Raw genomic sequence first — 25,868 nt, forward strand, 5'->3', positions numbered from 1 at the left:
AAGTATCTGACATCTTGTTTCCTTAGCTATGAATAATTAACATTGAGTATGCTCTAAGTGGAGGGAGCTTACCTTTTGTTGTTTTTTCGATAGTCTCCGTGCCAGCTCTTTCATGATTTGCAATAATATGCCATTCATTAGTTTCTGTAGTAGGAACAATATCATTGATATCATAGTTATCTATAGCTGTCGCATTATACACAACAACTATATTTTTCCACATATCTCCGTTAGCATTATCCTTAAGATGAGATACGATAACTCCAGAATGAAGATCATGATATGCTGCTGAAACAATTAGATGTTTACTAATATCTTCAGGAGAAGTCATTCTAAAGGCAGGGTGCTCTTTTCTTATTTTTATAAGTCCTTTTACATAATCAAAAAAAGGTTTGTATTGTAGCTTGTCTTGCCAGTGAAAAGCATTGATATCATCATTACTTTTATAACTGTTATGATCACCTTGTTTTGTTCTAAGAAATTCACAACCACCATGTAAGAATGGTACACCTTGTGATGTCAGTACTATGCCAAGAGCTAAACTATTTTGGCGAACTCTACGGCTGTCAAAAATATTCTCTTGGATATTTTGTCTATAGTTACCAGCTTGTATATTTCTATTTAAACTCTTCTCTATTTGATCCCAAAGTGTATAGTTATCATGAGCATCAACATAGTTGATAGTTTCTTTAGGATTAGCAGTTAGGTCATGTATAGACCCTTTTAACCCTTCCATAACTTTACTAATATTAGCGGGATTATGAGCATCACCATTAACATAGCCATTACCTGGACTATTATTTCCTCGAATAGTATCTCTAAAGGCATCGTTAAATACAGAGAAATCTTGATTTCTTTGTGTGCCTCTATATGTACCATTTCTAAGAGGGGAATCACTAGCTTTCCATGGCTCACCATAGACTATAATGCCTGGATCTATTTGTTTTACTTCTTCGGTAATTTCTTTGATAGTATCAAGATCAATCAACTCCATTAAGTCAAATCTTAGGCCATTGATTTTATAGTTTTTGACCCAGTGTAGAACTGAGTCTTTAATAAACTTACGCACCATTGGCTTTTCGGTATCAAGTTCATTACCACATCCAGAACCATTAGTAAAATGACCTGAGCTATCTGTTCTGAAATAGTATTTTGGAACGATACTGTCAAAGTTCGATGTATCAGTCATATGGTTATAAACCATGTCCATAATTACACCAATACCCTTATTATGGAATCCTGTAATCATCTCTCTAGCACCTTTGATTCTTTGAGTTGGATCAAAGGGGTTGATAGAGTAACTTCCATCCGGAGCATTGTAATTTTGTGGATCATATCCCCAGTTTCTATTATCTTTGATATTAGCATTTGACTCATCAACTGATGAGAAATCAAATATTGGTAATAGATGCACATGGGTAACACCAAGTTCATGAAGACTATCTATACCTGTTGAAACAGATAGTTCACCATTTGAGCTGGATATCTCAGACCCTTCATATATTGTGCCTAAGAATTTGCCACGAATATTATCTGGGATATTACTGTCAGGGCTGATTGTAAAATCTCTAACATGTAGTTCGTATATAATAGTATCTTGAGGATTCTTAGGTGTATGGAAGTAGCTATTTCTCCAGCTTTCGGGAGCAAGATCTTCGGAGTTAAGGTCTAGTATAAAGCCTTTTCTACCATTAGCACCAAGTCCAACTGCATAAGGATCGATAGCATAAGTTATTTTTGTATATTTATTACCACGATAGTCTATATCATCAAAATAAAATCTATATAAATAGAACTTGTTCTCACAGAATTCCCTAGCAATGCTAACACTATGCGTGCCATATTCTGGCTCAGCTACTAGATTAAATGCATCATCAGGCATCTCATGCTTATCATTATCATCTTCATGATATATCAAAAGCTCAACGTGCTTTGCTGTCGGAGCCCATATTCTAAAAGATACAATATCATTAGAGAATGTCACTCCCATATCATCATTTGGATAGTAATATTTATCCAAGAAGTTTCCGATACACACCTTCGTTGGCATAAAGGTATTATTTGCACGTATTTCTATTAAATCACTAGGATTTAAATCTGTAGGCAAATTAGTAAATATAACTTTTTTAGATTTATATTTGATAATACTTACCGCATGGGTTACTTTTTTTGAGTTGATCCATAGTTCAAATATAGTACCGACAAGAGGTGTATCAGATAAGTATGCCTCAATTTTATTAGGTTCATCTAATACGGCGTAATTTATTCTAGCGTTAGTTCGGTTAATAACATCATTTAGTGATGTATAGATGTCATAATCACCATAAACTATATAAAAATTATCATGCTCTTCATTTGTTCTGAATGATCCTGTTTGCTCAGCCCAATCATTTTGCCAATACATATTCCATGTTCTTTTACGGGCAATAATATTCTTATTCACACAATCAGCATATAAGCCAAAATTGCTTTTTTTGGATAATGATTTAGGACGTGTTTTGCCTTTTTCATCATATGTCCATAATTCCCAACTAAAATCTTGTCCTAAGTATTGATCATCCTTTTTGACAAAATGAACGAGTTGACCTTCTCTAGGTTCTCTAGCTATTCTAAAAACTCTTTCCGCTCTATGATTAGGATTGTTTTTGCTACTGCAGAAAACTTTAACCTCACTAATATCAGTTATTGCGGGATCTATAATTAGTTGATCGTTTTTGATTTCAATAAGTTTTGACTTAGGTTCTACTCGCCATGTAACATCTACAATACCTCTCTTTTTTGTCAATGATTCTGTTATTGCAACTAGGTCTATTTTATAACCTGGTACTATATAGTCTTCAGATGCCTTTATTGAAAGAATCTGAGGGTTTACACACCAATTGAAAGTTAATGGTTCAAAAGCACGATTGCTTGCTGATAGTCTTCTTTCATTACCTTCTAAATCAACTAATACAAAAGAGTATTGATTTGAACCATTGATAAGACTAGAGATTTTAAGTACATTTTTTGTTAGCCATAGGCTACCATCGTCAGGATCTGCTTCCCAGACAAGTTTATATCTATCTTCTTTTTTCCAATGATTGAAATGTCCTATAACATATCCATATGAGAAGCCTTGAGCATTGATTCTAAATCTAATACTATTTGTATCTGGATCTTGATCGAGTGTATATTCGGCATTGAATTTTTCGAAAATATTATTTTTTTCTATCCATATATTATTTGATGACTGCATATCTACAACTTTAAGTTAAATTAATATGTTTGTGAATAATTTGGTTAAGCCATTATAGCTTTATTTTTTGAGTTTGAGAACAAGAGTGGCCATTGGAGGGACTTTTATTGTAATCCTTTTGTCAAAACCATGCGATGATTCAGGAGTTGAAAATATTTCATCGGCAATAAGTTGACCAGAACCACCAAATTCAAGATCATCAGAGTTAAATGCTTCAATATAAGATCCTGCATCAGGAACACCTATATGGTAGTCGTAATATGTTACTGGAGTGAAGTTACAGACAAATATTAGCTTTTCTTTACCACCCCTGTTTGATCTAACAAAAGACAAAACACTTTGTTTAGAGTTGTTTGCATCAATCCATTGGAAGCCTTCGTGATCATAATCACATTCCCATAACGCAGTTTCAGCTTTATAGAATTCATTTAGTTTCTTAAAGAAACGTAATGTCTCCCTGTGAGTATGATATTCATCAATAACTTGCCATTGTAGCTGCTCATACTCTCGCCATTCGATAAATTGACCAAATTCACTACCCATAAATATGAGTTTTTTACCTGGATGTCCAATCATAAATGATAAGTATAAGCGAAGTCCTGCATACTTATTCCACAGATCGCCCCACATTTTATTTATCAATGATTTCTTACCATGTACAACTTCATCATGAGAGATAGACAAAATAAACTTTTCTGAGTAATGATACACTATGGAGAAAGTGATTAAGTTGTGATGATATTTGCGATAAACAGGATCTAATGAAATGTAGCGTAGTGTATCGTTCATCCAACCCATATTCCATTTAAAATCAAATCCTAAACCACCTTGTTCAACAGGTGTGGAGATATTTGGCCAAGATGATGATTCTTCAGCAATTGTGATTACTCCTTTGCAAGTATGTTTTAAGACACCATTGAGTTCTCTTAAGAAAGCAATACCTTCTAAATTTTCATGTTCACCATGAATGTTAGGTACCCACTGACCATCTTCTCTATCATAGTTTAGATATAAGATATTCGATACTGCATCGACACGAAGACCATCGATATGAAATTTATTGATCCAGTACATGGCATTTGATATTAAGAAACATTTGACCTCATTTCTACCTAGATCAAAATTATGTGTCCCCCAGCCTTTATTTATAGCTTTTGTAGGCTCTTGGTATTCGTAACATGCACTACCATCAAAGTTGATCAAACCATGCTGATCTTTGCAGAAATGTCCTGGTACCCAATCTAAGATTACACCAATATCATGAGTGTGAAGTTTATCAATTAGATGTTTCAAACCCACTAAATCACCATGACGACTATTAATTGAGTAAAAACCTGTTGGTTGATAACCCCATGAAGCATCTAGTGGATGCTCATGTAGCGGTATAAACTCAACATGCGTGTATCCCATATCCTTGACATATTTGGGTAATACTTCAGCAATTTCCTCATAAGTTATAAACTTATTATCTTTAGTTTTCCATGATGCTAAGTGAAGTTCGTAGATGTTCATTGGGCTATTATAGTAGTCAGCAGTAGCACGCTTTTTTAACCATTTCTCATCATGCCATTTGTATGTTGTTTGTGTACTTATTACAGAGGCAGTATTTGGTCTTAATTCTGAGAAAAAAGCATAAGGATCACTTTTATATACATAATGATTTGTATCTTTATTTGTGACTACAAATTTATATTTATCACCATCTTTTACATCTGAGATAAATATGCTCCATAGTCCAGCATCGGTGATACGTTTCATATAATTTTTATCTTCAACTTGCCAGTGGTTAAAATCACCAATCACACAAATACTTTTTGCATTTGGAGCCCATGTTGTAAATCTAATACCATCAATTCCATTTTCAGATGCCTTGTGAGCACCCATGAACTCATAAGCATATATGTGCTTACCTTCGTGGAAGAAATGAATATCTTGCTCGCCAATAGTAGAGTGATTATTTTGTTTTGAATTTACGTTTTTCATAAAATCTCCTAATCAAAAAGTACAGAATCCACGCGGTTTCTAATCTGGGTACTTGCAAGCACCAAAAATTTCTATAATTACAATCTTAATAGTTTATGAGAGCTTAGTAAACTGAATAATTAATATAAAAAATAATTTTAGTAATAATACAGTTATTGGTTATTTTAAATTCATAGATATAGTGATAAGATGAATTGTATAGGCTATTACCTAATGCCAAATTTGGTAAGGGATTGTCGCTTATTTTATTCATTAAATTAACTTAATAACTAAGGTAAGAAATGGCTATTCAGACTGTATCTACTAAACCTTTCGAAAATCAAAAACCAGGGACATCTGGTTTGCGTAACAAAGTTACCGCTTTTCAGCAACCAGGATATTTAGAGAGTTTTGTACAATCTATATTTAACTCTTTGGATGATATACAAGGCAAGACTCTAGTTGTTGGTGGTGATGGTAGGTACTATAATGATGTAGCTGTACAGATTATTGTTAGAATGGCTGCAGCTAATGGGTTTGGTAAAATTATAGTTGGCCAAAAAGGTATCTTTTCTACTCCAGCTGTTAGCTGTGTTATCAGAAAGTATCAAGCTTTTGGTGGTATTGTACTATCGGCTAGTCATAATCCAGGTGGTCCAAAAGGAGACTTTGGTATCAAATATAATGTTTCTAATGGTGGTCCAGCACCTGAGAAAATTACAGATAGAATTTTCTTAGAAACTAAAAGGATTGACCAATACTTGATAAGTGATGCGCTTAAAGATAGTGTTAATTTAAATAAGATAGGCACATACAAAATTGAAAATACAACCGTCGAGGTTATTAAATCAGTGATTGATTATGCTGAGTTAATGCAACAAATATTTGATTTTGATAAGATTCGTGAACTATTTGCTAATGACTTTAAGGTACGTTTTGACTCTATGAGTGCGGTATCTGGTCCTTATGCAAAGTATATTTTTGAGACTCTTTTACAAGCTCCAGCTGGTACAGTTGTCAATGCTGAACCACTTGAGGATTTTGGTGGTTTTCATCCAGATCCAAATCCTGTCAATACCGAAGATTTAGTCAAGCATATGCGTAATGGTAAGTATGATTTCGGCGCAGCTTCAGATGGTGATGCTGATAGAAATATGATCGTGGGTAAACAAATAGATGTATCACCTTCAGACAGTTTAGCAATTATGGCCGCAAATGCGCATCTTATACCAGCATATTCAAAAGGAATTAAAGGTGTTGCCAGATCAATGCCTACATCAACAGCAGTTGATAGGGTGGCAGAGTCATTAGGTCTACCTTGTTTCGAGACTCCAACAGGATGGAAATTCTTTGGTAATTTATTAGATGCTCAGAAAATCACACTATGTGGAGAAGAGAGTTATGGAACAGGTTCAGATCATATCCGTGAGAAAGATGGGGTTTGGGCAGTATTGTTCTGGTTGAATTTAGTTGCTGCAACAGACAAGCAGGTTGATCAATTGGTTGAGGAGCATTGGCAAAAATTTGGTCGTAACTTCTATTCAAGACATGACTATGAAGCTATAGATGCTGTGATTGCTAACTCTATCATGAGTTCTTTAAGAGATAAACTATCTAGTCTTGCAGGAACTCAATTAAATGGTGAAAAAGTGGCTAAAGTAGATGATTTTAGTTATACAGATCCAATAGATGGTTCAGTTTCTAACCATCAAGGAATAAGAATTATTTTTGAAGATGGTTCTCGAATTGTGTTTAGGTTGTCAGGCACAGGAACACAGGGAGCTACTTTACGTATATATTTAGAGAAATATGAGTCGGATTCTTCTAAATTTAATATACCTACGCAACAAGCTTTAGCTAGTCTGATAGATATTGCTGGAGATTTAACCAATATCAAATCTCTGACAGGAATGACTGAACCAACTGTAGTAACTTAATTTAAAAATGCATTAGCACTAAGGAGTTAATTATCATGGATAATCATAATTCATCATCACATCAATTATATAAAAAAGCGATAGCACTAGTATTAGCTGGTGGACGTGGCTCTCGTTTATATAATCTAACAGACACCAGAGCTAAACCAGCTGTTTATTTTGGTGGTAAGTTTAGAATCGTAGACTTTGCTCTATCAAATTGTTTAAACTCTGGTATCAGAAGAATCGGTGTGGTTACACAGTATAAATCGCACTCGTTACTTCGTCATATCCAACGTGGTTGGGGCTTCTTACGCGGTGAGTTAAATGAGTTTATAGACTTATTACCAGCTCAGCAAAGGGTCGATGAAGAGAGTTGGTATCGTGGTACTGCCGATGCTGTATACCAAAATATAGATATTCTACGTTCTTATGGTCCGGAGTATGTCATAGTTCTAGCTGGCGATCATATATACAAAATGGATTACTCAGTAATGCTAAGAGACCATGCTCAAAGTGGTTATAAGTGTACTGTAGGATGTGTTGAGATTGCTGAAGAAGAAGCGTATGCATTTGGTATTATGGGTATTAATGAAGATCGTGAAATTACAAGTTTTATCGAAAAACCTAAAAAAAATGCACCAACAATTCCTGGCACTACTGATAGATGTTATGCAAGTATGGGTATATATATATTCAATTCTGACTATTTATATGATTTACTTGAAGAAGATATTGCAGACAAAGAATCAAGCCATGACTTTGGTAAAGATATAATCCCAAGAGTGGTTGGTGAAAATCAAGCTTTAGCACATCCATTTAGCATGTCATGTGTGCCTAGAGGTGAGGGTGTCGAACCATATTGGAGAGATGTCGGTACTATAGATGCATTCTGGGAAGCTAACCTTGATCTAGCAGCTAATATGCCTGAGTTGAATATCTATGATAAAGATTGGCCTGTGTGGACAGCTCAAGAGCAGCTTCCTCCGGCTAAGTTTGTGCCAGATAGAAAGGGTAATCATGGTGTTATTACAAATACTTTGACATCTGGAGGATGTATAGTATTAGGGTCACAGATTTCTAAATCTCTGATGTTCTCAAAAGTTAGAGTCTCAGCAGGTTGTGAGATTGATCAGTGCGTGATAATGCCTGAGGTGGTAGTAGGTGAAAATTGCCGTCTGAAAAAAGTTGTGATTGATAAAGGCTGTGATATTCCAGCTGGTATGGTTATTGGTGAAGATCCTATAGAAGATGCTAAGAACTTCTACAGAACCGATAAAAATGTGGTACTAGTAACTAAAAAAATGATAGATGAACTAAAAGAAAAATAAGAGAAGCTTATGCGCGTTTTACATGTATGTAGTGAATTATATCCAATTCTAAAAACTGGAGGTCTTGCAGATGTTACAGCTGCTTTGCCTCCTGCATTAGCTAGTTTTGGGGTTGATAGGAGGGTTTTGGTTCCAGGATTTCCGGCATTTATGAATGCTATTAAGGACAAACAGCTTTTGATTAATATCCCTTCTCGTTTTGGTGCAGAAGAGATAAATATATTTTTAGCTAAGATTCCTAATACTAAAATCGACATATATGTAATAGATGCGCCTAGTCTATTTGCTCGTCCAGGTAATCCGTATGCAGATAGTAGCAATCAAGCTTATGCAGATAATTATCTTAGATTTGCTTTATTAGGCTGGGTAGCAGCAAGAATTTCTGAAGGCTTGGATGTTAAGTGGAAACCAGAAGTTGTTCATAGTCATGATTGGCATGCAGGATTGGTACCTGCTTATATCAAAGCAAGTGAACTAGCGTCTGGAAAAAAAGCTGTAAAAACGGTATTCACTGTGCATAACCTTGCTTATCAAGGTCTTTTCCCAATGAGTGTTTTTGCGGAGTTAGATTTACCAGGTATATTCTTGAGTATGAATGGTTTAGAGTTCTATGGTCAAGTATCTTTTATGAAGTCTGGTTTGTATTTTGCTGATAAGATTACCACAGTAAGTCCTACATATGCTAAAGAGATTCAGTCTTATGAGCAGGGATGTGGATTAGAAGGACTACTGGCAGATCGTCATAATGATTTGTATGGAGTGCTTAATGGTGTAGATCCTCAAGTATGGAATCCTAAAAAAGATACTCTTATAGAAGCTAACTATTCAGTTACTACAGCGAATGTTGGTAAAGCAAAATGTAAAACAGCTCTACAAGCAATGATTGGGCTTGCGAAAAAAGAGGATGCGGTAGTTTTTGGAATTGTAACACGCTTAACTGAGCAAAAAGGCCTAAACCTTTTAATTGAAGCAATAGGTGAAATCACTAGTAGAGGTGGTCAAGTTGTTTTATTGGGAAGTGGTGATAAAGCTTTAGAAGAAGCATTTTTAGCTGCTGCTAAGAAATTTCCTAAATTAATAGCTGTACAAATTGGTTATGATGAAGAGCAAGCACATCGTATAATTGCTGGTTCTGATGTGATAATGGTACCATCACGTTTTGAGCCTTGTGGATTAACACAATTATATGGTCTGACTTATGGAACTTTACCTTTAGTACATAAAGTCGGTGGTCTAGTAGATACTGTGACAGATTCTTCATTGGAGAATTTAGCTGATGGTACGGCTACAGGATTTGTTTTTGATGAGTTTAGTGTGGAATCTCTAACCTTAGCAATTCGCCGAGCATTCGCATTATATAATCGTAAAGCAGACTGGAAGAAGGTTAGAAAAACTGCGATGCAACAAAAAGTAGATTGGAATGCAGCTGCTGATAAAATACATCAAATTTATTCTCAATTAGTCTAATAAGCTTTCAAAAAAATAAAAAAATCAATATTTTTTTACCAAAAAAAATACTTAAATGATACTATAATTTTTAATGTAATTATTTTTTATCAATGAATTATTATCAAAGGTTTCTAAAAAAATGGATAACAAAAATCAAATCAAGCTTTTTTTACAAGATGCTTTAGAATGTGATATAGCTAAAGCAAGTAATCAAGATCTATATTATGCTCTATTATCTTATGTCAAAGAGCAAACAGAAAAACTACCAACGCCTGATTTCAAAAAGAAAATATATTATATATCTAGTGAATTTTTGATCGGTAGAATGCTAGCAAATAATCTTATAAATTTTGGAATTTATAATGATGTTAAAGAGCTATTTGAGGCTAATGGTAAAGATATTGCTTTGATCGAAGAGTGCGAGCCAGAGCCTTCTCTAGGTAATGGTGGTTTAGGTAGATTAGCAGCGTGCTTTTTAGATTCAATAGCATCATTAGCTATTCCAGCAAAAGGTGTTAGTTTGAACTATCATTATGGTTTATTTAAGCAAAAATTCAAAAAGAACCTACAAGAAGAAACACTAAATCCATGGATAGAAGACAAAGGTTGGCTTAATAAGAGAAAAGCTGCTTATAAGATTGATTTCAATGGTTTTAGTATACAATCTCAGATGTATGATATTGAGATGGTTGGTTATCAAAATAATTTTGTTAATAAGTTATGTTTATTTGATGCTGAGAGTGTTGACTCTAGTATCGTTAAAAAAGGTATATCTTTTGATAAAACAGTTATTGAAAAGAATGTTACGCTTTTCTTATATCCAGATGATAGCGATGAAGCAGGGCATTTATTAAGAATTTTCCAACAATATTTCATGGTAAGTAATGCGGTGCATTTAGTCTTTGCTGATATGGATGACAAAGGCTACGCAATTGAGAAGCTTCATGAGCATGCAACTATCCAAATTAATGATACTCATCCAACTTTGGCGATTCCTGAGCTTGTACGTCAGCTTATAGCTAGAGGCATATCTATAGATGCAGCTATCGAAATAGTTAAGAAAACAGTAGCGTATACTAACCATACTATCCTGGCTGAAGCTCTAGAAAAATGGCCTCTAAGATATCTTAAAAAAGTACTAACTCAAGAGTTAATCGATATTATTAGATATTTAGATGCTAAAGTTAAGCTAGAGCATATCGATGAGAAACTATCTATCATTGATGATCAAAGTATTGTACATATGGCTCATATGAGTATTCATTATAGTTTTAGTGTGAATGGTGTAGCAGCACTTCATACAGAGATTCTTAAAAATGATGAATTGAAGCACTTTAATGATATTTATCCAAATAAATTTAATAATAAGACTAATGGTATAACATTCAGAAGATGGTTATTACAATCTAACCCTGAGTTAACTAAATACTTAGAAAGTGTTATCGGTGATAGTTTCAAAATTAAAGCTACAGATTTAGAAAAACTTCTAAAATTTGATAATGATGATGCTCTAAAAGCTCTTGAAGATATCAAAAAGGTTAAAAAAGCACAATTTATTAAATTTGCTAAAGAGCACTATGGTGTAGAGCTTATCAAAGATGGAATATTTGATGTGCAAATCAAGCGTATCCATGAATATAAGCGCCAACAAATGAATGCTTTGTATATAATCCATAGATATTTACAGATTAAATCAGGTAAGCTTAAGCCTACAAGAGCTATTAACTTTATATTTGGTGGTAAGGCTGCTCCAGCTTATATTATAGCTAAGGATATTATTCATCTAATACTATGCTTACAAGAGCTTATCAATAATGATTCTGATGTGAATAAGTACATGAGAGTATTATTTGTTGAGAACTATAATGTAAGTGTTGCTGAGAAGTTAATCCCAGCTGCTGATATCTCTGAGCAAATTTCTCTAGCATCAAAAGAGGCTAGTGGTACAGGTAACATGAAGTTTATGCTAAATGGTGCTATTACATTAGGTACTATGGATGGTGCTAACGTTGAGATTGCTGAGCTGGTTGGACAGGATAATATCTACACTTTTGGTAAGGATAGTGACACTATTATCAATCTATACAAGACTAGTGGTTATATTTCTAAAGATTACTATAGGCAGCCTGCGATCAAGCCGATTGTAGATTTTATAGTTTCTAAAAAACTTGTTAAGCTTGGTAAGAAATCTAACTTAAAAGAGTTGTATAACGAGTTACTTAACAAAGACTGGTTTATGACTTTGATAGATCTTGTAGAGTATGCACAAGTCAAAGATCAAATGATCAAAGATTATGAAAACCGTAAAGAATGGATGTCTATGGCTTTAGTAAATATTACAAAAGCTGGGTTCTTTAGTTCAGATAGAACTATTGCTGACTATAATAGAGATATCTGGAAGATTTAGACTTGTATTGCAATTGTGATACAGGGATGATTAGTGTTATAAATAATATGTCATTCTACGGTCGGTTGCTGAGCGGAGTCGAAGTATGATCGTAGAATCTAATAACTAACTTAGCTTATATCTAATGGATCCTATGGTCAAGCCATAGGATGACAGCAGTTGAGTTTGTCACTCTTAGAATATTTTAGTACTATTTGGTTACCGCAATGTACATTTTGTTTATGATGTAGAGAGAGTATATGAAAAAATCTGGATTATTATTAGCTATCTCAAGTTTACCAAGTCAATTTGGTATCGGTGACTTGGGTAAAAGAGCTTATGAATTTGTTGATATCCTAAAACAAGCAAATACTAAGATTTGGCAGGTATTACCACTTACGCCACTAGGCTTTGGTAATTCACCATATCAGTCAAGCTCTTCTTTTGCGGGCGATGAAATCTATATTAGCTTAGAAAAACTAGTAGATTATGGTTTGCTTGAAGAATCATCTCTTAAAAATCTAAATGCAAATTTTGACAAAGTTGAATATGAACTTGTTCGTAATTTCAAAGATAATTATCTTGAAGAAGCATTTAGTAGTTTTCAAAGCTCAAAAGATAAGTTTGAACAAGAATATAATAATTTTATAGCTCAAAACACTTGGGTTAAAAATTATGCTATTTTAAAAGCTTTTAGAAAGGCTAATAATAATCAAGCTTGGAATTTTTGGCCGCAAGAATATAAAAACTGGATCAAAGACAAGGCTATAGAGCTTGATCAATTTCAAAACGAGATAGATTATCAAATATTTTTACAGTTTATTTTTTATAAGCAGTGGTTTGAGCTAAGAGAGTATGCGAATCAGCATGGTATCGAAATCATGGGTGATTTGCCTATTTATCTTGGTTTTGACTCTGCTGATGTTTGGGAGCATCAAGATATATTTTTATTAGATGAGAATCAAAATCTTAGTTTTGTCGCAGGAGTTCCACCTGACTTTTTCTCAGAAACTGGTCAGCTATGGGGCAACCCTTTATATTATTGGGATAAGCTCAAAGAAACAAACTTTGATTTTTGGATAGATCGATTAAATGGTAACTTCAAACTATTTGATATTGTTAGGATTGATCATTTTAGAGCTTTTGATACATATTGGAAGATACCTGCAGGTGAAAAAACTGCTATAAATGGTGAATGGGTAGAAGCTCCTGGTTATGATTTTTTTGATACTGTGTATAAGCGTATTCCGGATGCTAATATTATTGCTGAAGATTTAGGTGATTTACGCCCTGAAGTACTTGAGTTGCGTGATCACTACAAGTTAAAAGGTATGAAGGTTTTTCCATTTCACTTTGATCTTAAAACGGCTAAGTTTGTTGAAGATAGTAATATCATTGCATATTCAGGAACTCATGATAATAATACTCTCAAAGGTTGGTATTTTGATGAGTTAAACAGATACCAAAGAAAGCTTTTAAAACGTTATTTTAAAGCTAATGATAGAAATATTTTTGGAAAGATTATTAAGTATTTACTAAATTGTGATGCTGAATATGTAATATTGCCAGTACAAGATATTCTTGAATTAGATAGTAATGCTAGACTAAATACTCCAGGTACAGTAGGCGAACCTAATTGGCAATGGAAATTGACTGATTTTGATGGGTTGCATCGATTTATACAGAGGTTAGTGAAATAGCTTTTCCACTTAGGTGTTTTATATAGATTGGATTATCATTGTAGTTAAAATGTCTATCTATAATTGTGAGCTATTGTAAGACAATTTGAATGCGTAGAGGTATGTAACTATAATAGTTGTTATAAGCCTTCATAAGGTATCGTAGATAATGGGTAACAAAAAAATTAAATGGCTAATTTACACTGTGTTGGTGGGTTTAATTCCGATATTATCAAGATTAATCGTTTGGCTTGTAACAAAAAAAGGTAGTGTTAGTTTATTTTCACCCTCAGATTTTGTGGCTTTCGGTTTGGTTCTCCATATTTCAAATATTAATGAGATAGAGCATTTTTCAGGAATACAAAAGGAGTGGAAAACAGTTTAAAATGGAATTTCAATAGCTTTTATAGCTTTTTATAGTGTGCAGTTTGCATTGACATTAGTTGGTAAAAATATTGTCGATGTTAATGCAATAACTATCTGCGCAATGATCTTGTCGGTAATTTCATTTATTATTAGTTATTCTGTCTACGATAGAATTTCAAAAATATTAGCCTGTGAAGGAGATGCTCTATGACTACTTTCATTATTTCAGCTACTGTAATATTGACATTAGCTAGTGTTGCTGCTTCTATATGGTCATTGATAAACACTAGAAATATTTACTTTAAGGAATACAAAGATAGGAAGCGCAATGATTAAAAATTTTATATACCTTGACGAAGAAAAAATGTACTCTCTTTCTTCACAGTTATTTGAAGGTATTACAGAGTATGTTTTAAATGAATCATCTTCTGAGCAAAGTGATTCTGAGGAGCAAAAAGGACCTTTTGGAAGCGGAAGAGTTATAGGTGATATCTTAAAAAATAGTGAGAGGAATACTGAAAAGAAATTTCTTAATGATTATTCATATACTATTTTTGAAAAGAAGCTTATAGATGACAAAATGGTATAGATTGTTAGTAATAAAGGTGAAAAAGCACAAGTCGGTACTGAGAAGTCATTTATAAAGGTTGTATCCAAAGCCACTTTCAATGACATGAAAACAATAAACCAATACTCTCAAAAACTTTAACGAAATTGGTAAGGCGTTGAATTATGTAACTAACTTTGAAGAGATCTCAGCAATTAAAGAGCAGCGTGCTAAAGGTAATAACCAAAAAATCATGTCTCAACAACTTAAGAGTATTGATGTACGTGCCAAAGAAGTTGGATTACATCTAGATAAAAGTCTTTTAGAGAACCTTTCATTGGTTTTAAACTATGGTTTTCAAGATCAATTTGAGGTTCAAATGGAGTTTTCTAAGTTAATATTTTCTGCAAACTTAAACCGGTCTCACCTTAGGGAGCCAGAAGAGTTGATGATTAGAAAATATTCTAGGCAAAGTGAAGTTGAGTTTACGTTGTTTGGAATAATTACTCAGCATCAAAGAGAGAAGCTTGAAGAGTTGGAAGAAAAAAAAAGACTTTCAAAGTATAAAAGAAGCACCAATGAACTTTATTTATCATATAAGCAATGTTGAGGCTATGTTTACTGGTAGGCTAAATAACGAAATAATAATCGACCCTATTGCTTTATATACTGAAATATAAGGCTTATAACAAGATATTACTATGGGAAACTTACTTGCTGGCGTTCATATATTCCTATAGAGCAAGGCGTTAAAACACACAAGACCTTAAACATGACCATTATCTGAAAAAATAAAAAAGAGCTTATAAATATCAATATCTTATAACCATTTTTCGCAACTCTAACATTAAATATGTTAAAATTTATCATAAATTTTTAAGCCAAAAATATTTAAAATGCTTACATTTCAAGAAATTATTTTAAAACTACATCATTATTGGGCATCTAAAGGTTGTGCTATTATTCAGCCATTAGATATGGAAGTAGGTGCTGGGACATTCCATCCTGCGACAACTCTAAGAGCGATAGGTCCAGAGCCATGGACAGCTGCGTATGTTCAGCCATCAAGAAGACCTACAGATAGTCGTTATGGTGAGAACCCTAACCGTACACAACATTATTATCAATATCAAGTTGTGATGAAGCCATCGCCTGATGATATCCAAGAATTATATCTTGGTTCACTTAGAGAGCTAGGCATAGATCCATTAGAGAATGATATTCGCTTTGTTGAAGATAACTGGGAGTCGCCAACTCTAGGTGCTTGGGGACTTGGTTGGGAAGTATGGTCAAATGGTATGGAGATTACACAGTTCACATATTTTCAGCAGGTTGGTGGACTTGAGTGTAAGCCTGTGATGGGTGAGATCACTTATGGTCTTGAGCGATTAGCTATGTATATCCAAAATGTTGATAGTATGTATGATATCTTATGGGCTAATACGCAAAATGGTCCTTTATATTATCGTGATGTATTCTTGCAAAATGAAATTGAGATGTCGACTTATAACTTTGAAGAGGCTAATGTTGATGAGCTTTTCAAACAGTTTGATTTATTAGAGAAAGAAGGTTATAGACTGGTAGGAAAAAATCTGCCAATACCAGCTTATGAGTTTGTATTGAAAGCTTCACATACTTTTAATCTACTAGATGCGCGTCATGCAATATCTGTTACAGAAAGACAAGGTTATATTCTAAGGGTTAGAAAATTAGCTCTAGAAGTAGCTAAAGAATATTATAGCGCTAGAGAAAAATTGGGTTTTCCAGCTTTTAAAAAAGACAATTGATTAAATGCTTTCGCTAACTTACGATATAAGTTTTAGCGACATACTTTTTGCAATAGCAGAAAAAGTATGCAAAACTACTTAGCACATGTTCGCGCTTTAATTGTAAGTCATTGGTGTCTAAAAAACTCGCAAGCTCAGACAGTTGTAGTCACTGGATCAATGACTTTGACATAAGCTTGCCACAAAGTGCTTTAATGTGGTGAAAATTAAAATGAAAAGTATAAATCAAATATTAAAATTTCTAGATATTCAAACTTTATCTCCAAATAATTTTGAAATTGAATTGCTATCTTTAGATAGTCGTAAATCTGATGAAAAATCGGCATTTATAGCTCTCAAAGGACTATCAACCGATGGTAATAAATATATTGATAGTGTTTTAGCTAAAGGTGTCAGTTTAGTATTAACAGATAGTCATGAATTTGAAGATCATAAATGTATTTTCTATATTCAAAATTTAAAAGAGAAGCTATCGAATCTTGCTAAATGGTTTTATGATTATAAAAAACCTCAAAATATAATTGGCATAACAGGCACAAATGGTAAAACATCAATTTCTAGTTATATTGCACAATTGCAAAAATTAATTGGTCAAAAATCATTATTACTAGGTACAAATGGCAATGGGATTTATCCAGATCTACAAGAGAGTACCCATACGACATTAGATATATTATCTTTATATCAAACTATTTCATATTATAAGAATTATCAAAATCTTGTTATGGAAGTATCTTCTCATTCATTGGATCAAAAGCGCACCAAAGGTTTAGATTTTGATATTGCCGTATTTAGTAATCTTAGTCATGATCATCTTGATTATCATAAGACTATGGATAATTATTTTGAGGCTAAAGCAAAATTGTTTCAGTTTAAAAGCCTTAAAAAAGCTGTAATAAGTATAGATGATGAATATGGTCTGAAATTGTGTAAAGTTTGTAACTGTGAAATAGTAAGAGTCAGCCTAAAATCAAAAAATGCAGATATTTATATAGAGTCTAACAGTATTGAGAATATGCAAACAAGCTTTGATTTATATATTTCTCAAAAGTATATTGGTACTTATCAAACATGTTTAGTTGGCGAATTTAATCTAATGAATTTAGGTTTGAGCTTAGCGGCATTAGATGATGGCTCTACTAGAGATCAACTTCTAGAAAATATTTCTAAATTAAAACCTGTAAAAGGGCGTATGGAAGTAATCGCATTGACGAATGGTGCTAAAATCATAATTGACTATGCGCATACTCCAGATGCTTTGGAAAAGGTTTTACAAACTCTAGCTAACTATAGCCCAAATAATCTATGGTGTATTTTTGGTTGTGGTGGCAATAGGGATACTACCAAAAGACCTATAATGGCTAAAATAGCTGAAAAGTATGCTAGTAAAATAGTCATTACTGAAGATAATAATCGTTTTGAAAATATTGAAAGTATTTTTGATGATATCAAAAAAGGTTTTAATCATCCTGAAAAGCATATTTTTATTGATAGCAGAGAAAATGCTATCAAATATACTATTGAAAACTCGAAAGTTAACGATGTTATTCTATTAGCTGGCAAAGGACATGAGTGCTATCTTGATAAAAATGGTATTAAAGAGTATTTTGATGAGCGAGAGGTTATCGCTAAGTATAATTTTTAAGAAAAGATAAAATGACAAATTTAGAAAAGAAAATAAGTTTTATCCAAGAGATAGACAAACTAAAAGGTATATATCGTAGAGCATTGATAAAATGTGATAATAATCGTAGAGAGAATACAGCAGAACATAGTTGGCGCGTAGCTCTTATGGGCGTTATATTACAAGAATATGCAGGTGAAGAACTTGACTATGCTAAAAGTGCTAAAAATGCTATTGATCCATGATATTGTTGAAATATATGCAGGTGATACTTATGCTTTTGATAATCATGCAGTACTTGCAGAGCAAAATGATAAAGAGCTAGAAGCATTAGAAAAATATTTGCATTGTTGCTAGAAGATGATGCTAATGAGTATAAAGCTTTATGGGTTGAGTTTGAAAATAATCAAACAGCGGAAGCTAAATACTCAAAAGCTATAGAAAGAGTGGTTTCAGTTTTGCAAAATATGCAGAATAATGGTGGTAGTTGGGTAGCTTATGGCAAAGTACCTAAAGAAAAAGTTATCAGTAGAAACGCAGGATTAAAAGACGTTGCTCCAGAGCTATGGCAATATGTAAAAGGACAGATTGATTTGGCTGTAGAGAAAGGGTGGCTTGTTTAAGCAAGTATTTGTACTGTCAGTATATTGTATTGTCATAATAAAACAGACAGATTAATGATCTGTCACTATGATAGTTTATTTAAAGCTATTTCCTCTTCACACTTCGACTTCGCTCAGTGACCGGAAGAGGAATTTGATATGAGTCTTATGGAGAAAAAATGATCAAATCACTAAAACAATTAGCAACACAAGCTGGCTTAGAATACATCGGTGAAGAAGTATCAATTCAAACAGTTAGCATTAATTCTAATGAGGTAAATCAAGATGCTTTATTTGTTGCGATTGTAGCTAATCGTGACGGGCATGAGTTTATCCCGAGTGCCATTGCTAATGGAGCAAAAGCATTGTTGGTTTCAAAGAAACAAGATATAGATATCCCTCAAGTAGTTTGTGGTAATACTATCAAGGGACTACGAGCATTAGCAAAAGAGCATCGTAAGTCTCTAAAAATGCCTATTATTTCGCTAACAGGTAGCTGTGGTAAAACAACGGTTAAAGAAATGATTGTAACTCTACTTGGTGGTAAAAAAGTACATTTTACGCAGGGTAATTTCAACAACTATCTTGGTGTGCCTATGACAGTTTTAGAAACTCCACAGGATGTCGATTTTGCTGTGATTGAAACTGGTACAAGTGTTGAGGATGAAATAAAAGCTGCTGCTGAAATTATCCAGCCTAATGTTGCGATGATTACAAATGTTAGCGCTAGTCATTTAGAGAATCTTAAAACACTAGATGGTGTAATGATAGAGAAAGGAGAGCTTCTTAAAGCTTTAACTAAAAATGGCTATTGTATTGTGAATCTTGATGATGAAAGGATACCTGTGTATGCGGAGAAATTAAATTGTAAGAAAATCACTTGTTCAATGAGTAATCAAGATGCAGATATCATCATCTTAGATTATCAGGTTACGCCAGAGTTATACGATGTTAAGATTAGAATCTTTGACAAAGAATATAACTATCAGTTGCTAAATATTGGTAAGCATAATTTGTCTAATAGTATGCTTGCGATAGCTAGTGTGGTTGCTGCAGGACTAGAGCCAAATGACTTTTTACAAAATACTCAAAACATCAAAAACTATAAAGGTAGATTCTCAACTGAAAAACTAAATGATAAGTTAACTCTTGTAGATGATACATATAATGCTAGTACTGGTGCTGTCCAAGCTGCTATGGCAGATTTAGCTGAATTTGATGGTAAAAAAGTTATAGCAATTACCTCAATGAGAGAATTAGGTGATGAGGCAGAAAACTATCATCGCAAAATGGGGCAGTGGCTCAATAAAGCAAATTTCGATAATATATTTTTATTTGGCGAAAAAAATTTAATAAAGTTTGTCTTAGAAGAGTATAAAGGTTTAAATGCTAAATACTATTATGATAAGCAACAGCTAAATGATGATCTATTAAAAGTACTTGATGGGTACAAATCTCAAAATACTAAACTTACTGTCAAAGGAGCTAGAAGCTTTAAGATGGAAGAAGTTGTCAAATTTGTTAAGGAAAACTTATAAGGGACATTATGAAAAGACTTTTGCCATATTAGTTTTTGTATTACTTGTAAGCGTATCTTTTGGTAAAGATATTATAAAGTATCCATTAATTGAGTCAAATGTACTTTGTGATTCTGTAAGACCATTTTGTGGCGATAACTGTAGTAATATGCCTTTTTATCCGACCTTATGTAAGCCTACTGAATATGGCTTAGCTTGGTCTGGTGGTGGAGCAACTAGTGCAACTCAACAACTGTATTGTGCAAAAGCTACTTATACAAATTGTCACTACTCAGGTTCTCCAAAAGTAACAGGTATAAATCCAAACAATCAAGCTATGCCATGTAAAGTAAGCGAAGATGGAAAAACAGCTAATTGTAGATGCAAGGTTTTCACAGGTCCTAACTATGTCAATATTGATGGAATTATGAACTTAGGCGTTTATTATAAGACAGTAGCAGTTAGTGGTAAAGATGGCTCAAAGTGTAAAAACCTTTCTACTTGTCTACCGGATGGTAGTGGTGATTGTAAAGGAGTAGAAGCTCTAGTGTGTAAGTATATAGCTGATCAAAATACTCAAGATGATAATGTCTCTTTTATCCCTGGTGCTGATTTAATTTCAACTTATGGTTTTGATATGAATAAGGACTATGATATCGCAAAACCAGGTGAAGGAGTTAAATGTCAAAATATTGATGTAGCAGGTTGTATGATTCAACCATGTAAATATGAAAAAGGTTCAAAAGAGTATGCGACTTGTAGTTGTCCTATTACAAATATGAAAACTATGATGCTAAGCCAAAAAGGCGTATCTTGTGATTTGCCAAAAGGTTATGTTTGGGAATAGTCCCAAAGGATCGATAATTATCTTCTAAACTTTCTAATATTTTATCTTAGATTTTATTTTTAATAATATTTAAAACTCTTCTTAGTGGTTCTGCAGCTCCCCATAGTAGCTGATCTCCTACTGTGAAACAATGAAATATATCATCAGCTAATAGAGATGATTTGATACGACCTATAGCGATATCAAGAGTTCCAGAAGTTGCTTGAGGTGTTAGATACTTAAGAGTATTTTCTTTGTTATTATCTATTACTTTAACCCACTCATTACCTTGAGATATTTTCTGCTTAATTTCTTCAATTGTTAATTTCTGTCTTAGTTTGACTGTCAAAGCTTGTGAGTGTGATCTTAGGCTAGGAACTCTAACACATACGCCATCAACAGGGATTGCTTTTTTAGTATCTAAAATTTTGTTTAGTTCTGTAGCAGCTTTATACTCTTCTTTTGTTTGTCCACTTGGCATACCAATATCTATCCAAGGCAGTAGATTATAAGCCAAAGTTTGTACAGTTTTTTGTTGAGGGATTTTTGAAGAGTCTTTAGATAGTTCTCTTAGAGTTTTTTCTCTTGTTAAAATATCTGCATTTATATCATCAGCTTTACTCAAAAGGTCAGCTTGTTGGAGAAGTTCTTGCATTGCTGCAGCACCAGAGCCTGATATCGCTTGGTAAGTACTAGAGTTAACCCATTCAACGAGATCTTCCTTGAGTAGTCCAGCGATTGCTAGAGACATTAAACTAACAGTACAGTTACTACCAATAAAGTCTTTTTTACCACTATCAATAGCGTTGATTATTTGCCCATGATTTAACGGATCTAGTACTAGGGTACTTTTATTCTCTAGACGTAGTGTAGATGCAGCATCTATCCAAAAACCTTGCCAACCAGATGCTCTCAACTTAGAGTGAATTTCTTTGGTATATTCACCACCTTGACAGCTTAGAAGTATATCCATTTTAGCTAATTCGTCGATACTGTAGGCATCTTGTAATACTCCATATTTTTTCATAAATCCTGAAGGCTGTTGTCCTGCTTGAGATGTTGAAAAAAATATTGGCATGATATCATCAAAATCATTCGATTCAACCATGCGAGACATCAAAACTGAGCCAACCATTCCACGCCAACCAATAAAACCAACTTTAAGCATAAAACCATCATAATTATTAGTAATAAAATTTATGGCTCAAGTATAATACAAAAGTAATCAATTTGATATTTGTTAAGAGTAAGAGTGTAAAATATGATAGTACATAAATTTGGTGGTAGTAGTTTAGCATCAGCTGAGAAAATTAAAAATGTTTCGAATATAATTAGTTGTGTCGATGAAGCGGTGGTAGTTTCTGCATCAGCAAAAACTACTAGTAATTTACAAAAAGCTATAGATCAAGCGATTGAATCTCAAGATTATAGTGAAACACTTAATTTTATTTTTGAGCATCATAGTTCGATACTTGAGGAATTAGTTCCTTCAGATGATTTATTGCAACAGTCAATCTTAGAAGATTTAAAAAATATCGAACATATTTTAAGTACTATTGCTATTACAGGGTTTTGCGCAGATAGCTTAAGATTTTTCATACTAGGGTTTGGAGAAATCTGGTCAGCTAAAATTCTTACACTATATTTGCAATCAAAAGGTAAGAAATCTTACTTCATAGACGCATCACTATGTTTGATTGTAAATGATTGTAGCTATTCTGTTACAGTTGACTGGCAAAAAAGTTTAGAGCTACTTGAGTCTATCAAAAATGATAATCTAGCAGATGTATACATAATAACTGGCTTTATTGCTCAAAATAGACTAGGCAAAAGAACTATATTAGGTTTGAATTGTAGTGATTACTCAGCGGCTATTTTTGCCAAGTTGTTACAAGCAGATAAATTATATATTTGGACAGATGTGGCTGGTGTATATAGTGCTAATCCACAAGTAGTTCTAGAAGCAAAACCTCTTACTCAATTAACATATAAAGAAGCTCTTGATCTTGCATATTTTGGTGCATCTGTAGTACATCCTTTAACTATCGCTCCTATGGCTCTAGAAAGAACACCAATCTATATTAAGAGTAGTTATTCCCCAAATGAAGTTGGTACTAAGATTAGTGCAGATAAAGATGAAAACCAAGGAATTATCAAAGGTCTAACAAGCGTCTCAAATGTTGCGATTGTACGTGTGCAAGGTGCTGGTATGATTGGTGTATCAGGAATATCATTTAAAGTATTCGGAGCGTTAGAGAAGGCAGAAGTGTCAGTAATGATGATATCTCAGGCTAGTTCTGAGTACTCGATCTGTTTTGCTATAGATAGTGTCAACGCTGACAAAGCAACTGAAGTTCTTAGACAAGAGTTTGCAAATGAGATAAAGAGTAATCTTATCGAAGAAATAGTTGTTCATAAACATCATGCTTTGATTACAGCTGTTGGTGAGGGTATGAAGTCTAAGACTGGATCGCTAGCAAAATTAGTAAATTCACTTAAATTAGCAAATATCAATATACATGCTATTGCTCAAGGATCATCAGAAAGAAGTGTTACATTTGCTGTAAAAGCGGAAGATGAGATACGTGGCGTACAAGCTATGCATCGTCACTATAATTCTGATAGTGATGATATAGCAATTGCTCTTATTGGAGCTGGAAATATTGGTAAGGCATTTATTAAACAAGTCAAAAAAACTTATGAAAAATGGTATGCAAAAGGCATTAATTTAGTATTAGTCGGAGCTACTAATTCAAAGCAAATGTGTGTTTCTTATGAGAATTTATTATTTGAAAATATAGATAATCTACTTAATGAGAATACAGAGCAAGTTAGTCTAGAGAGGTTGGCTGAATTTATGTCACATGCTTCATCTACCAAAAAAATTGTTATTGATGCTACAGCAAGTGAAAATGTTTCGAAAAATTATAGCAATTTCTTAAAGAATGGAATAAGCGTAATTACTCCTAATAAATATGCAAATTCAGGAAACTATGAGTTTTATCAAGAGCTTAGAAAAGTCGCTAAGCAAAATGGTACTAGTTTCCTATATGAAACAAACGTTTGTGCTGGTCTTCCTCTCATAGTTACATTACAAAACATGGTTCAAAGTGGTGATCATGTTAGTACTATAAAAGGAATTTTCTCAGGAACTTTAAGCTATTTGTTCACTCAGTTAAATAATGGTGTAATTTTCTCAGATGCAGTTAAAATGGCTTATGATGCTGGATATACAGAGCCAGATCCAAGACAAGATTTATCAGGTATGGATGTGGCAAGAAAGACGGTGATCTTAGCTAGAGAAATAGGTCTAAATATAGGCTTGAATGACTTGGTTATCGAAAATTTAGTACCTGAAGAGTTGCGTGAATGTAGTGTAGAAGAGTTCTTCGCAAAACTTCTAGCATTCAATGAGCAAATAATGCAACAGATTGCAGACAAAAAGAAAGATCTTGCTGGGGTGCATTATGTTGGATCTATCGTTAATGGTGTTGCAAATGTAGGTATCCAAGCTTATGATGAATCTAGTCCTTTTGCAAATGTGAAAGGTACTGATAATATCGTGATGATAAATACAGATAGATATACTCAACCTATGGTTATCCAAGGTGCTGGTGCTGGTGTTGAGGTAACAGCAGCGGGTGTATATGCTGATGTTATAACTGTGATAAGAGAAAAGTAGTCATGAAATTAGCTAATATTAAATCAGCTAAAGCATTTGCTCCAGCAACTAGTGCAAATTTTGCAGTTGGTTATGATTTGCTAGGTTTTGCTATCAATGGGGTAGGAGATACTGTAGAACTTATCAAAAGAGATGATACTGAGCTGGTTATCAAGCAAATTAGTGGTGCCGCAGGTGCAGATAAGTTACTTTTTGATACAGATAGAAATGTTGCTACAGCTGTAATCAAAAAGTTTCTAGCAGACAAGAATATTAGACTAGGTTTTGATGTTTATATACAAAAAGGTATAACACTAGGCTCTGGTATGGGTGGTTCAGCAGCTTCTTCTGTTGCAGCGCTAGTCGCGATGAATGCTTTTTTTGAAACTCCTTATAGCTATAATGATTTAATTGACTATGCTATCTATGGCGAGAGTTTGATATCAGGATCATTTCATGGTGACAATGCGGTGCCATGTATGTTTGGTGGACTGGTATTATTACAAAGTTCAAAACCATGTAAAAAAATAGATTTACCAATTGTAGACTGTAATGTAGTTATAGTTTGTCCTAACTTGTCAATTGAGACAAAAAAGGCGCGCGAGCTTTTGAAAGAGCCTTATGATTTATCTACAATAGTTGAACATAGTGCATGCTTAGCAGCTACAATAAGTGCTTTATACACACAAGATATTGAATTGTTGAGTGAAAGTCTAAAAGATATATTGATTGAACCAAGAAGATTTAAATTAATCATAGGATTTTATGATGTACAGAAAGCTGCTTATGATGCAGGTGCGATAGCTTGTGGTATATCAGGATCAGGACCAACAATGTTTGCACTTGTGAAAAAACAAGATGATGCGAATGTTGTTGCTAAAGCAATGCAGGATAAATTTAAAGAATTTAACCTTAAGTCAAATAGCTGGATAAGTGCTATGAGTGGCAAAGGTGCATACATATTAGAGAAAAAATAATAA

At 33.6% G+C, this 25,868-nt stretch carries 20 protein-coding genes and 1 pseudogene; 18 read left to right on the forward strand and 3 right to left on the reverse strand.

What is annotated here, in order from left to right:
- Window positions 1–22: 22 nt before the first annotated feature.
- Window positions 23–3,235 (reverse strand): type I pullulanase, encoded by a 3,213-nt coding sequence (pulA, locus tag FNO12_RS02540; protein WP_014715053.1) that lies wholly within the window; start codon window positions 3,233–3,235, stop codon window positions 23–25.
- Between the two features lie 60 nt (window positions 3,236–3,295).
- Window positions 3,296–5,218 (reverse strand): 1,4-alpha-glucan branching protein GlgB, encoded by a 1,923-nt coding sequence (gene glgB, locus FNO12_RS02545; protein ID WP_014715054.1) that lies wholly within the window; start codon window positions 5,216–5,218, stop codon window positions 3,296–3,298.
- A gap of 281 nt (window positions 5,219–5,499) precedes the next feature.
- Between glgB and FNO12_RS02550 the strand changes: the two genes are divergently transcribed.
- The 16 genes and pseudogenes from FNO12_RS02550 to FNO12_RS02605 all read left to right on the forward strand — a co-directional run bounded on the left by FNO12_RS02550 (window position 5,500) and on the right by FNO12_RS02605 (window position 21,248).
- Window positions 5,500–7,134 carry an alpha-D-glucose phosphate-specific phosphoglucomutase gene (locus tag FNO12_RS02550; RefSeq protein WP_014715055.1) on the forward strand — a complete coding sequence of 545 codons (1,635 nt, stop codon included), beginning with the start codon at window positions 5,500–5,502 and terminating at the stop codon, window positions 7,132–7,134.
- 35 nt (window positions 7,135–7,169) lie between these two features.
- Complete coding sequence (gene glgC / locus FNO12_RS02555; protein ID WP_014715056.1) at window positions 7,170–8,444, forward strand: glucose-1-phosphate adenylyltransferase; 1,275 nt, start codon at window positions 7,170–7,172, stop codon at window positions 8,442–8,444.
- A gap of 9 nt (window positions 8,445–8,453) precedes the next feature.
- On the forward strand, window positions 8,454–9,911 hold the full coding sequence (glgA, locus tag FNO12_RS02560) for a glycogen synthase GlgA (RefSeq protein ID WP_014715057.1): 1,458 nt from the start codon (window positions 8,454–8,456) through the stop codon (window positions 9,909–9,911).
- A gap of 121 nt (window positions 9,912–10,032) precedes the next feature.
- Window positions 10,033–12,300 (forward strand): glycogen/starch/alpha-glucan family phosphorylase, encoded by a 2,268-nt coding sequence (gene glgP / locus FNO12_RS02565; RefSeq protein WP_014715058.1) that lies wholly within the window; start codon window positions 10,033–10,035, stop codon window positions 12,298–12,300.
- A gap of 239 nt (window positions 12,301–12,539) precedes the next feature.
- The gene (malQ, locus tag FNO12_RS02570; protein WP_014715059.1) at window positions 12,540–13,979 is read left to right on the forward strand and encodes a 4-alpha-glucanotransferase; all 1,440 of its coding nucleotides are present in this window, start codon (window positions 12,540–12,542) and stop codon (window positions 13,977–13,979) included.
- A gap of 148 nt (window positions 13,980–14,127) precedes the next feature.
- On the forward strand, window positions 14,128–14,343 hold the full coding sequence (locus tag FNO12_RS09750) for a hypothetical protein (protein WP_014715060.1): 216 nt from the start codon (window positions 14,128–14,130) through the stop codon (window positions 14,341–14,343).
- Window positions 14,344–14,379: 36 nt separating this feature from the next.
- Window positions 14,380–14,535: a hypothetical protein gene (locus FNO12_RS09755; RefSeq protein WP_196762101.1), complete on the forward strand. Its 156-nt coding sequence runs from the start codon at window positions 14,380–14,382 to the stop codon at window positions 14,533–14,535.
- Entirely contained in the window at window positions 14,532–14,660 is a 129-nt protein-coding gene (locus tag FNO12_RS10190) for a hypothetical protein (RefSeq protein WP_030003380.1), read from the forward strand. The genes FNO12_RS09755 and FNO12_RS10190 overlap by 4 nt, the downstream gene beginning before the upstream one ends.
- Window positions 14,653–14,913, forward strand: coding sequence for a DUF6414 family protein (locus FNO12_RS09760; protein WP_030003381.1), 261 nt, complete (start codon window positions 14,653–14,655; stop codon window positions 14,911–14,913). Before FNO12_RS10190 ends, FNO12_RS09760 begins: the two co-directional genes overlap by 8 nt.
- A gap of 136 nt (window positions 14,914–15,049) precedes the next feature.
- Window positions 15,050–15,481, forward strand: coding sequence for a DUF6414 family protein (locus tag FNO12_RS09765; protein WP_014715061.1), 432 nt, complete (start codon window positions 15,050–15,052; stop codon window positions 15,479–15,481).
- A gap of 286 nt (window positions 15,482–15,767) precedes the next feature.
- Entirely contained in the window at window positions 15,768–16,658 is an 891-nt protein-coding gene (glyQ, locus tag FNO12_RS02585) for a glycine--tRNA ligase subunit alpha (RefSeq protein ID WP_014715062.1), read from the forward strand.
- 211 nt (window positions 16,659–16,869) lie between these two features.
- Window positions 16,870–18,303 (forward strand): UDP-N-acetylmuramoyl-L-alanyl-D-glutamate--2,6-diaminopimelate ligase, encoded by a 1,434-nt coding sequence (locus tag FNO12_RS02590; protein ID WP_014715063.1) that lies wholly within the window; start codon window positions 16,870–16,872, stop codon window positions 18,301–18,303.
- 11 nt (window positions 18,304–18,314) lie between these two features.
- Window positions 18,315–18,527 (forward strand): HD domain-containing protein, encoded by a 213-nt coding sequence (locus FNO12_RS10195; RefSeq protein WP_234387618.1) that lies wholly within the window; start codon window positions 18,315–18,317, stop codon window positions 18,525–18,527.
- Window positions 18,511–18,905 (forward strand): annotated as a pseudogene (locus FNO12_RS02595) (HD domain-containing protein). The gene FNO12_RS10195 and the pseudogene FNO12_RS02595 overlap by 17 nt, the downstream one beginning before the upstream one ends.
- A gap of 158 nt (window positions 18,906–19,063) precedes the next feature.
- Window positions 19,064–20,422 (forward strand): UDP-N-acetylmuramoyl-tripeptide--D-alanyl-D-alanine ligase, encoded by a 1,359-nt coding sequence (locus tag FNO12_RS02600; RefSeq protein ID WP_014715064.1) that lies wholly within the window; start codon window positions 19,064–19,066, stop codon window positions 20,420–20,422.
- Window positions 20,403–21,248 (forward strand): hypothetical protein, encoded by an 846-nt coding sequence (locus FNO12_RS02605; protein WP_030003382.1) that lies wholly within the window; start codon window positions 20,403–20,405, stop codon window positions 21,246–21,248. Before FNO12_RS02600 ends, FNO12_RS02605 begins: the two co-directional genes overlap by 20 nt.
- A 46-nt stretch (window positions 21,249–21,294) precedes the next feature.
- Here FNO12_RS02605 and asd read toward each other — a convergent pair whose 3' ends face one another.
- A complete protein-coding gene (gene asd, locus FNO12_RS02610) occupies window positions 21,295–22,395 on the reverse strand; it encodes an aspartate-semialdehyde dehydrogenase (protein WP_014715066.1) in 1,101 nt (366 codons plus the stop codon).
- 93 nt (window positions 22,396–22,488) lie between these two features.
- Here asd and thrA point away from each other — a divergent pair, with 93 nt between their 5' ends.
- Together thrA and FNO12_RS02620 are read left to right on the forward strand one after the other, a co-directional pair.
- Complete coding sequence (gene thrA / locus FNO12_RS02615) at window positions 22,489–24,909, forward strand: bifunctional aspartate kinase/homoserine dehydrogenase I (RefSeq protein WP_014715067.1); 2,421 nt, start codon at window positions 22,489–22,491, stop codon at window positions 24,907–24,909.
- Between the two features lie 2 nt (window positions 24,910–24,911).
- The gene (locus FNO12_RS02620; protein ID WP_014715068.1) at window positions 24,912–25,865 is read left to right on the forward strand and encodes a homoserine kinase; all 954 of its coding nucleotides are present in this window, start codon (window positions 24,912–24,914) and stop codon (window positions 25,863–25,865) included.
- Window positions 25,866–25,868: the final 3 nt, after the last annotated feature.

It is taken from the genome of Francisella orientalis FNO12, assembly GCF_001042525.2.
GTDB classification, from domain to species: Bacteria; Pseudomonadota; Gammaproteobacteria; order Francisellales; family Francisellaceae; genus Francisella; species Francisella orientalis.

Excerpts from the sequence above, each read along its gene's own strand:
- pulA (WP_014715053.1), bottom strand. The coding sequence starts at position 3,235 with ATGCAGTCATCAAATAATATATGGATAGAAAAAAATAATATTTTCGAA.
- glgB (WP_014715054.1), bottom strand. The coding sequence starts at position 5,218 with ATGAAAAACGTAAATTCAAAACAAAATAATCACTCTACTATTGGCGAG.
- FNO12_RS02550 (WP_014715055.1), top strand. The coding sequence starts at position 5,500 with ATGGCTATTCAGACTGTATCTACTAAACCTTTCGAAAATCAAAAACCA.
- glgC (WP_014715056.1), top strand. The coding sequence starts at position 7,170 with ATGGATAATCATAATTCATCATCACATCAATTATATAAAAAAGCGATA.
- glgA (WP_014715057.1), top strand. The coding sequence starts at position 8,454 with ATGCGCGTTTTACATGTATGTAGTGAATTATATCCAATTCTAAAAACT.
- glgP (WP_014715058.1), top strand. The coding sequence starts at position 10,033 with ATGGATAACAAAAATCAAATCAAGCTTTTTTTACAAGATGCTTTAGAA.
- malQ (WP_014715059.1), top strand. The coding sequence starts at position 12,540 with ATGAAAAAATCTGGATTATTATTAGCTATCTCAAGTTTACCAAGTCAA.
- FNO12_RS09750 (WP_014715060.1), top strand. The coding sequence starts at position 14,128 with ATGGGTAACAAAAAAATTAAATGGCTAATTTACACTGTGTTGGTGGGT.
- FNO12_RS10190 (WP_030003380.1), top strand. The coding sequence starts at position 14,532 with ATGACTACTTTCATTATTTCAGCTACTGTAATATTGACATTAGCTAGT.
- FNO12_RS09760 (WP_030003381.1), top strand. The coding sequence starts at position 14,653 with ATGATTAAAAATTTTATATACCTTGACGAAGAAAAAATGTACTCTCTT.
- glyQ (WP_014715062.1), top strand. The coding sequence starts at position 15,768 with ATGCTTACATTTCAAGAAATTATTTTAAAACTACATCATTATTGGGCA.
- FNO12_RS02590 (WP_014715063.1), top strand. The coding sequence starts at position 16,870 with ATGAAAAGTATAAATCAAATATTAAAATTTCTAGATATTCAAACTTTA.
- FNO12_RS10195 (WP_234387618.1), top strand. The coding sequence starts at position 18,315 with ATGACAAATTTAGAAAAGAAAATAAGTTTTATCCAAGAGATAGACAAA.
- FNO12_RS02600 (WP_014715064.1), top strand. The coding sequence starts at position 19,064 with ATGATCAAATCACTAAAACAATTAGCAACACAAGCTGGCTTAGAATAC.
- asd (WP_014715066.1), bottom strand. The coding sequence starts at position 22,395 with ATGCTTAAAGTTGGTTTTATTGGTTGGCGTGGAATGGTTGGCTCAGTT.
- thrA (WP_014715067.1), top strand. The coding sequence starts at position 22,489 with ATGATAGTACATAAATTTGGTGGTAGTAGTTTAGCATCAGCTGAGAAA.
- FNO12_RS02620 (WP_014715068.1), top strand. The coding sequence starts at position 24,912 with ATGAAATTAGCTAATATTAAATCAGCTAAAGCATTTGCTCCAGCAACT.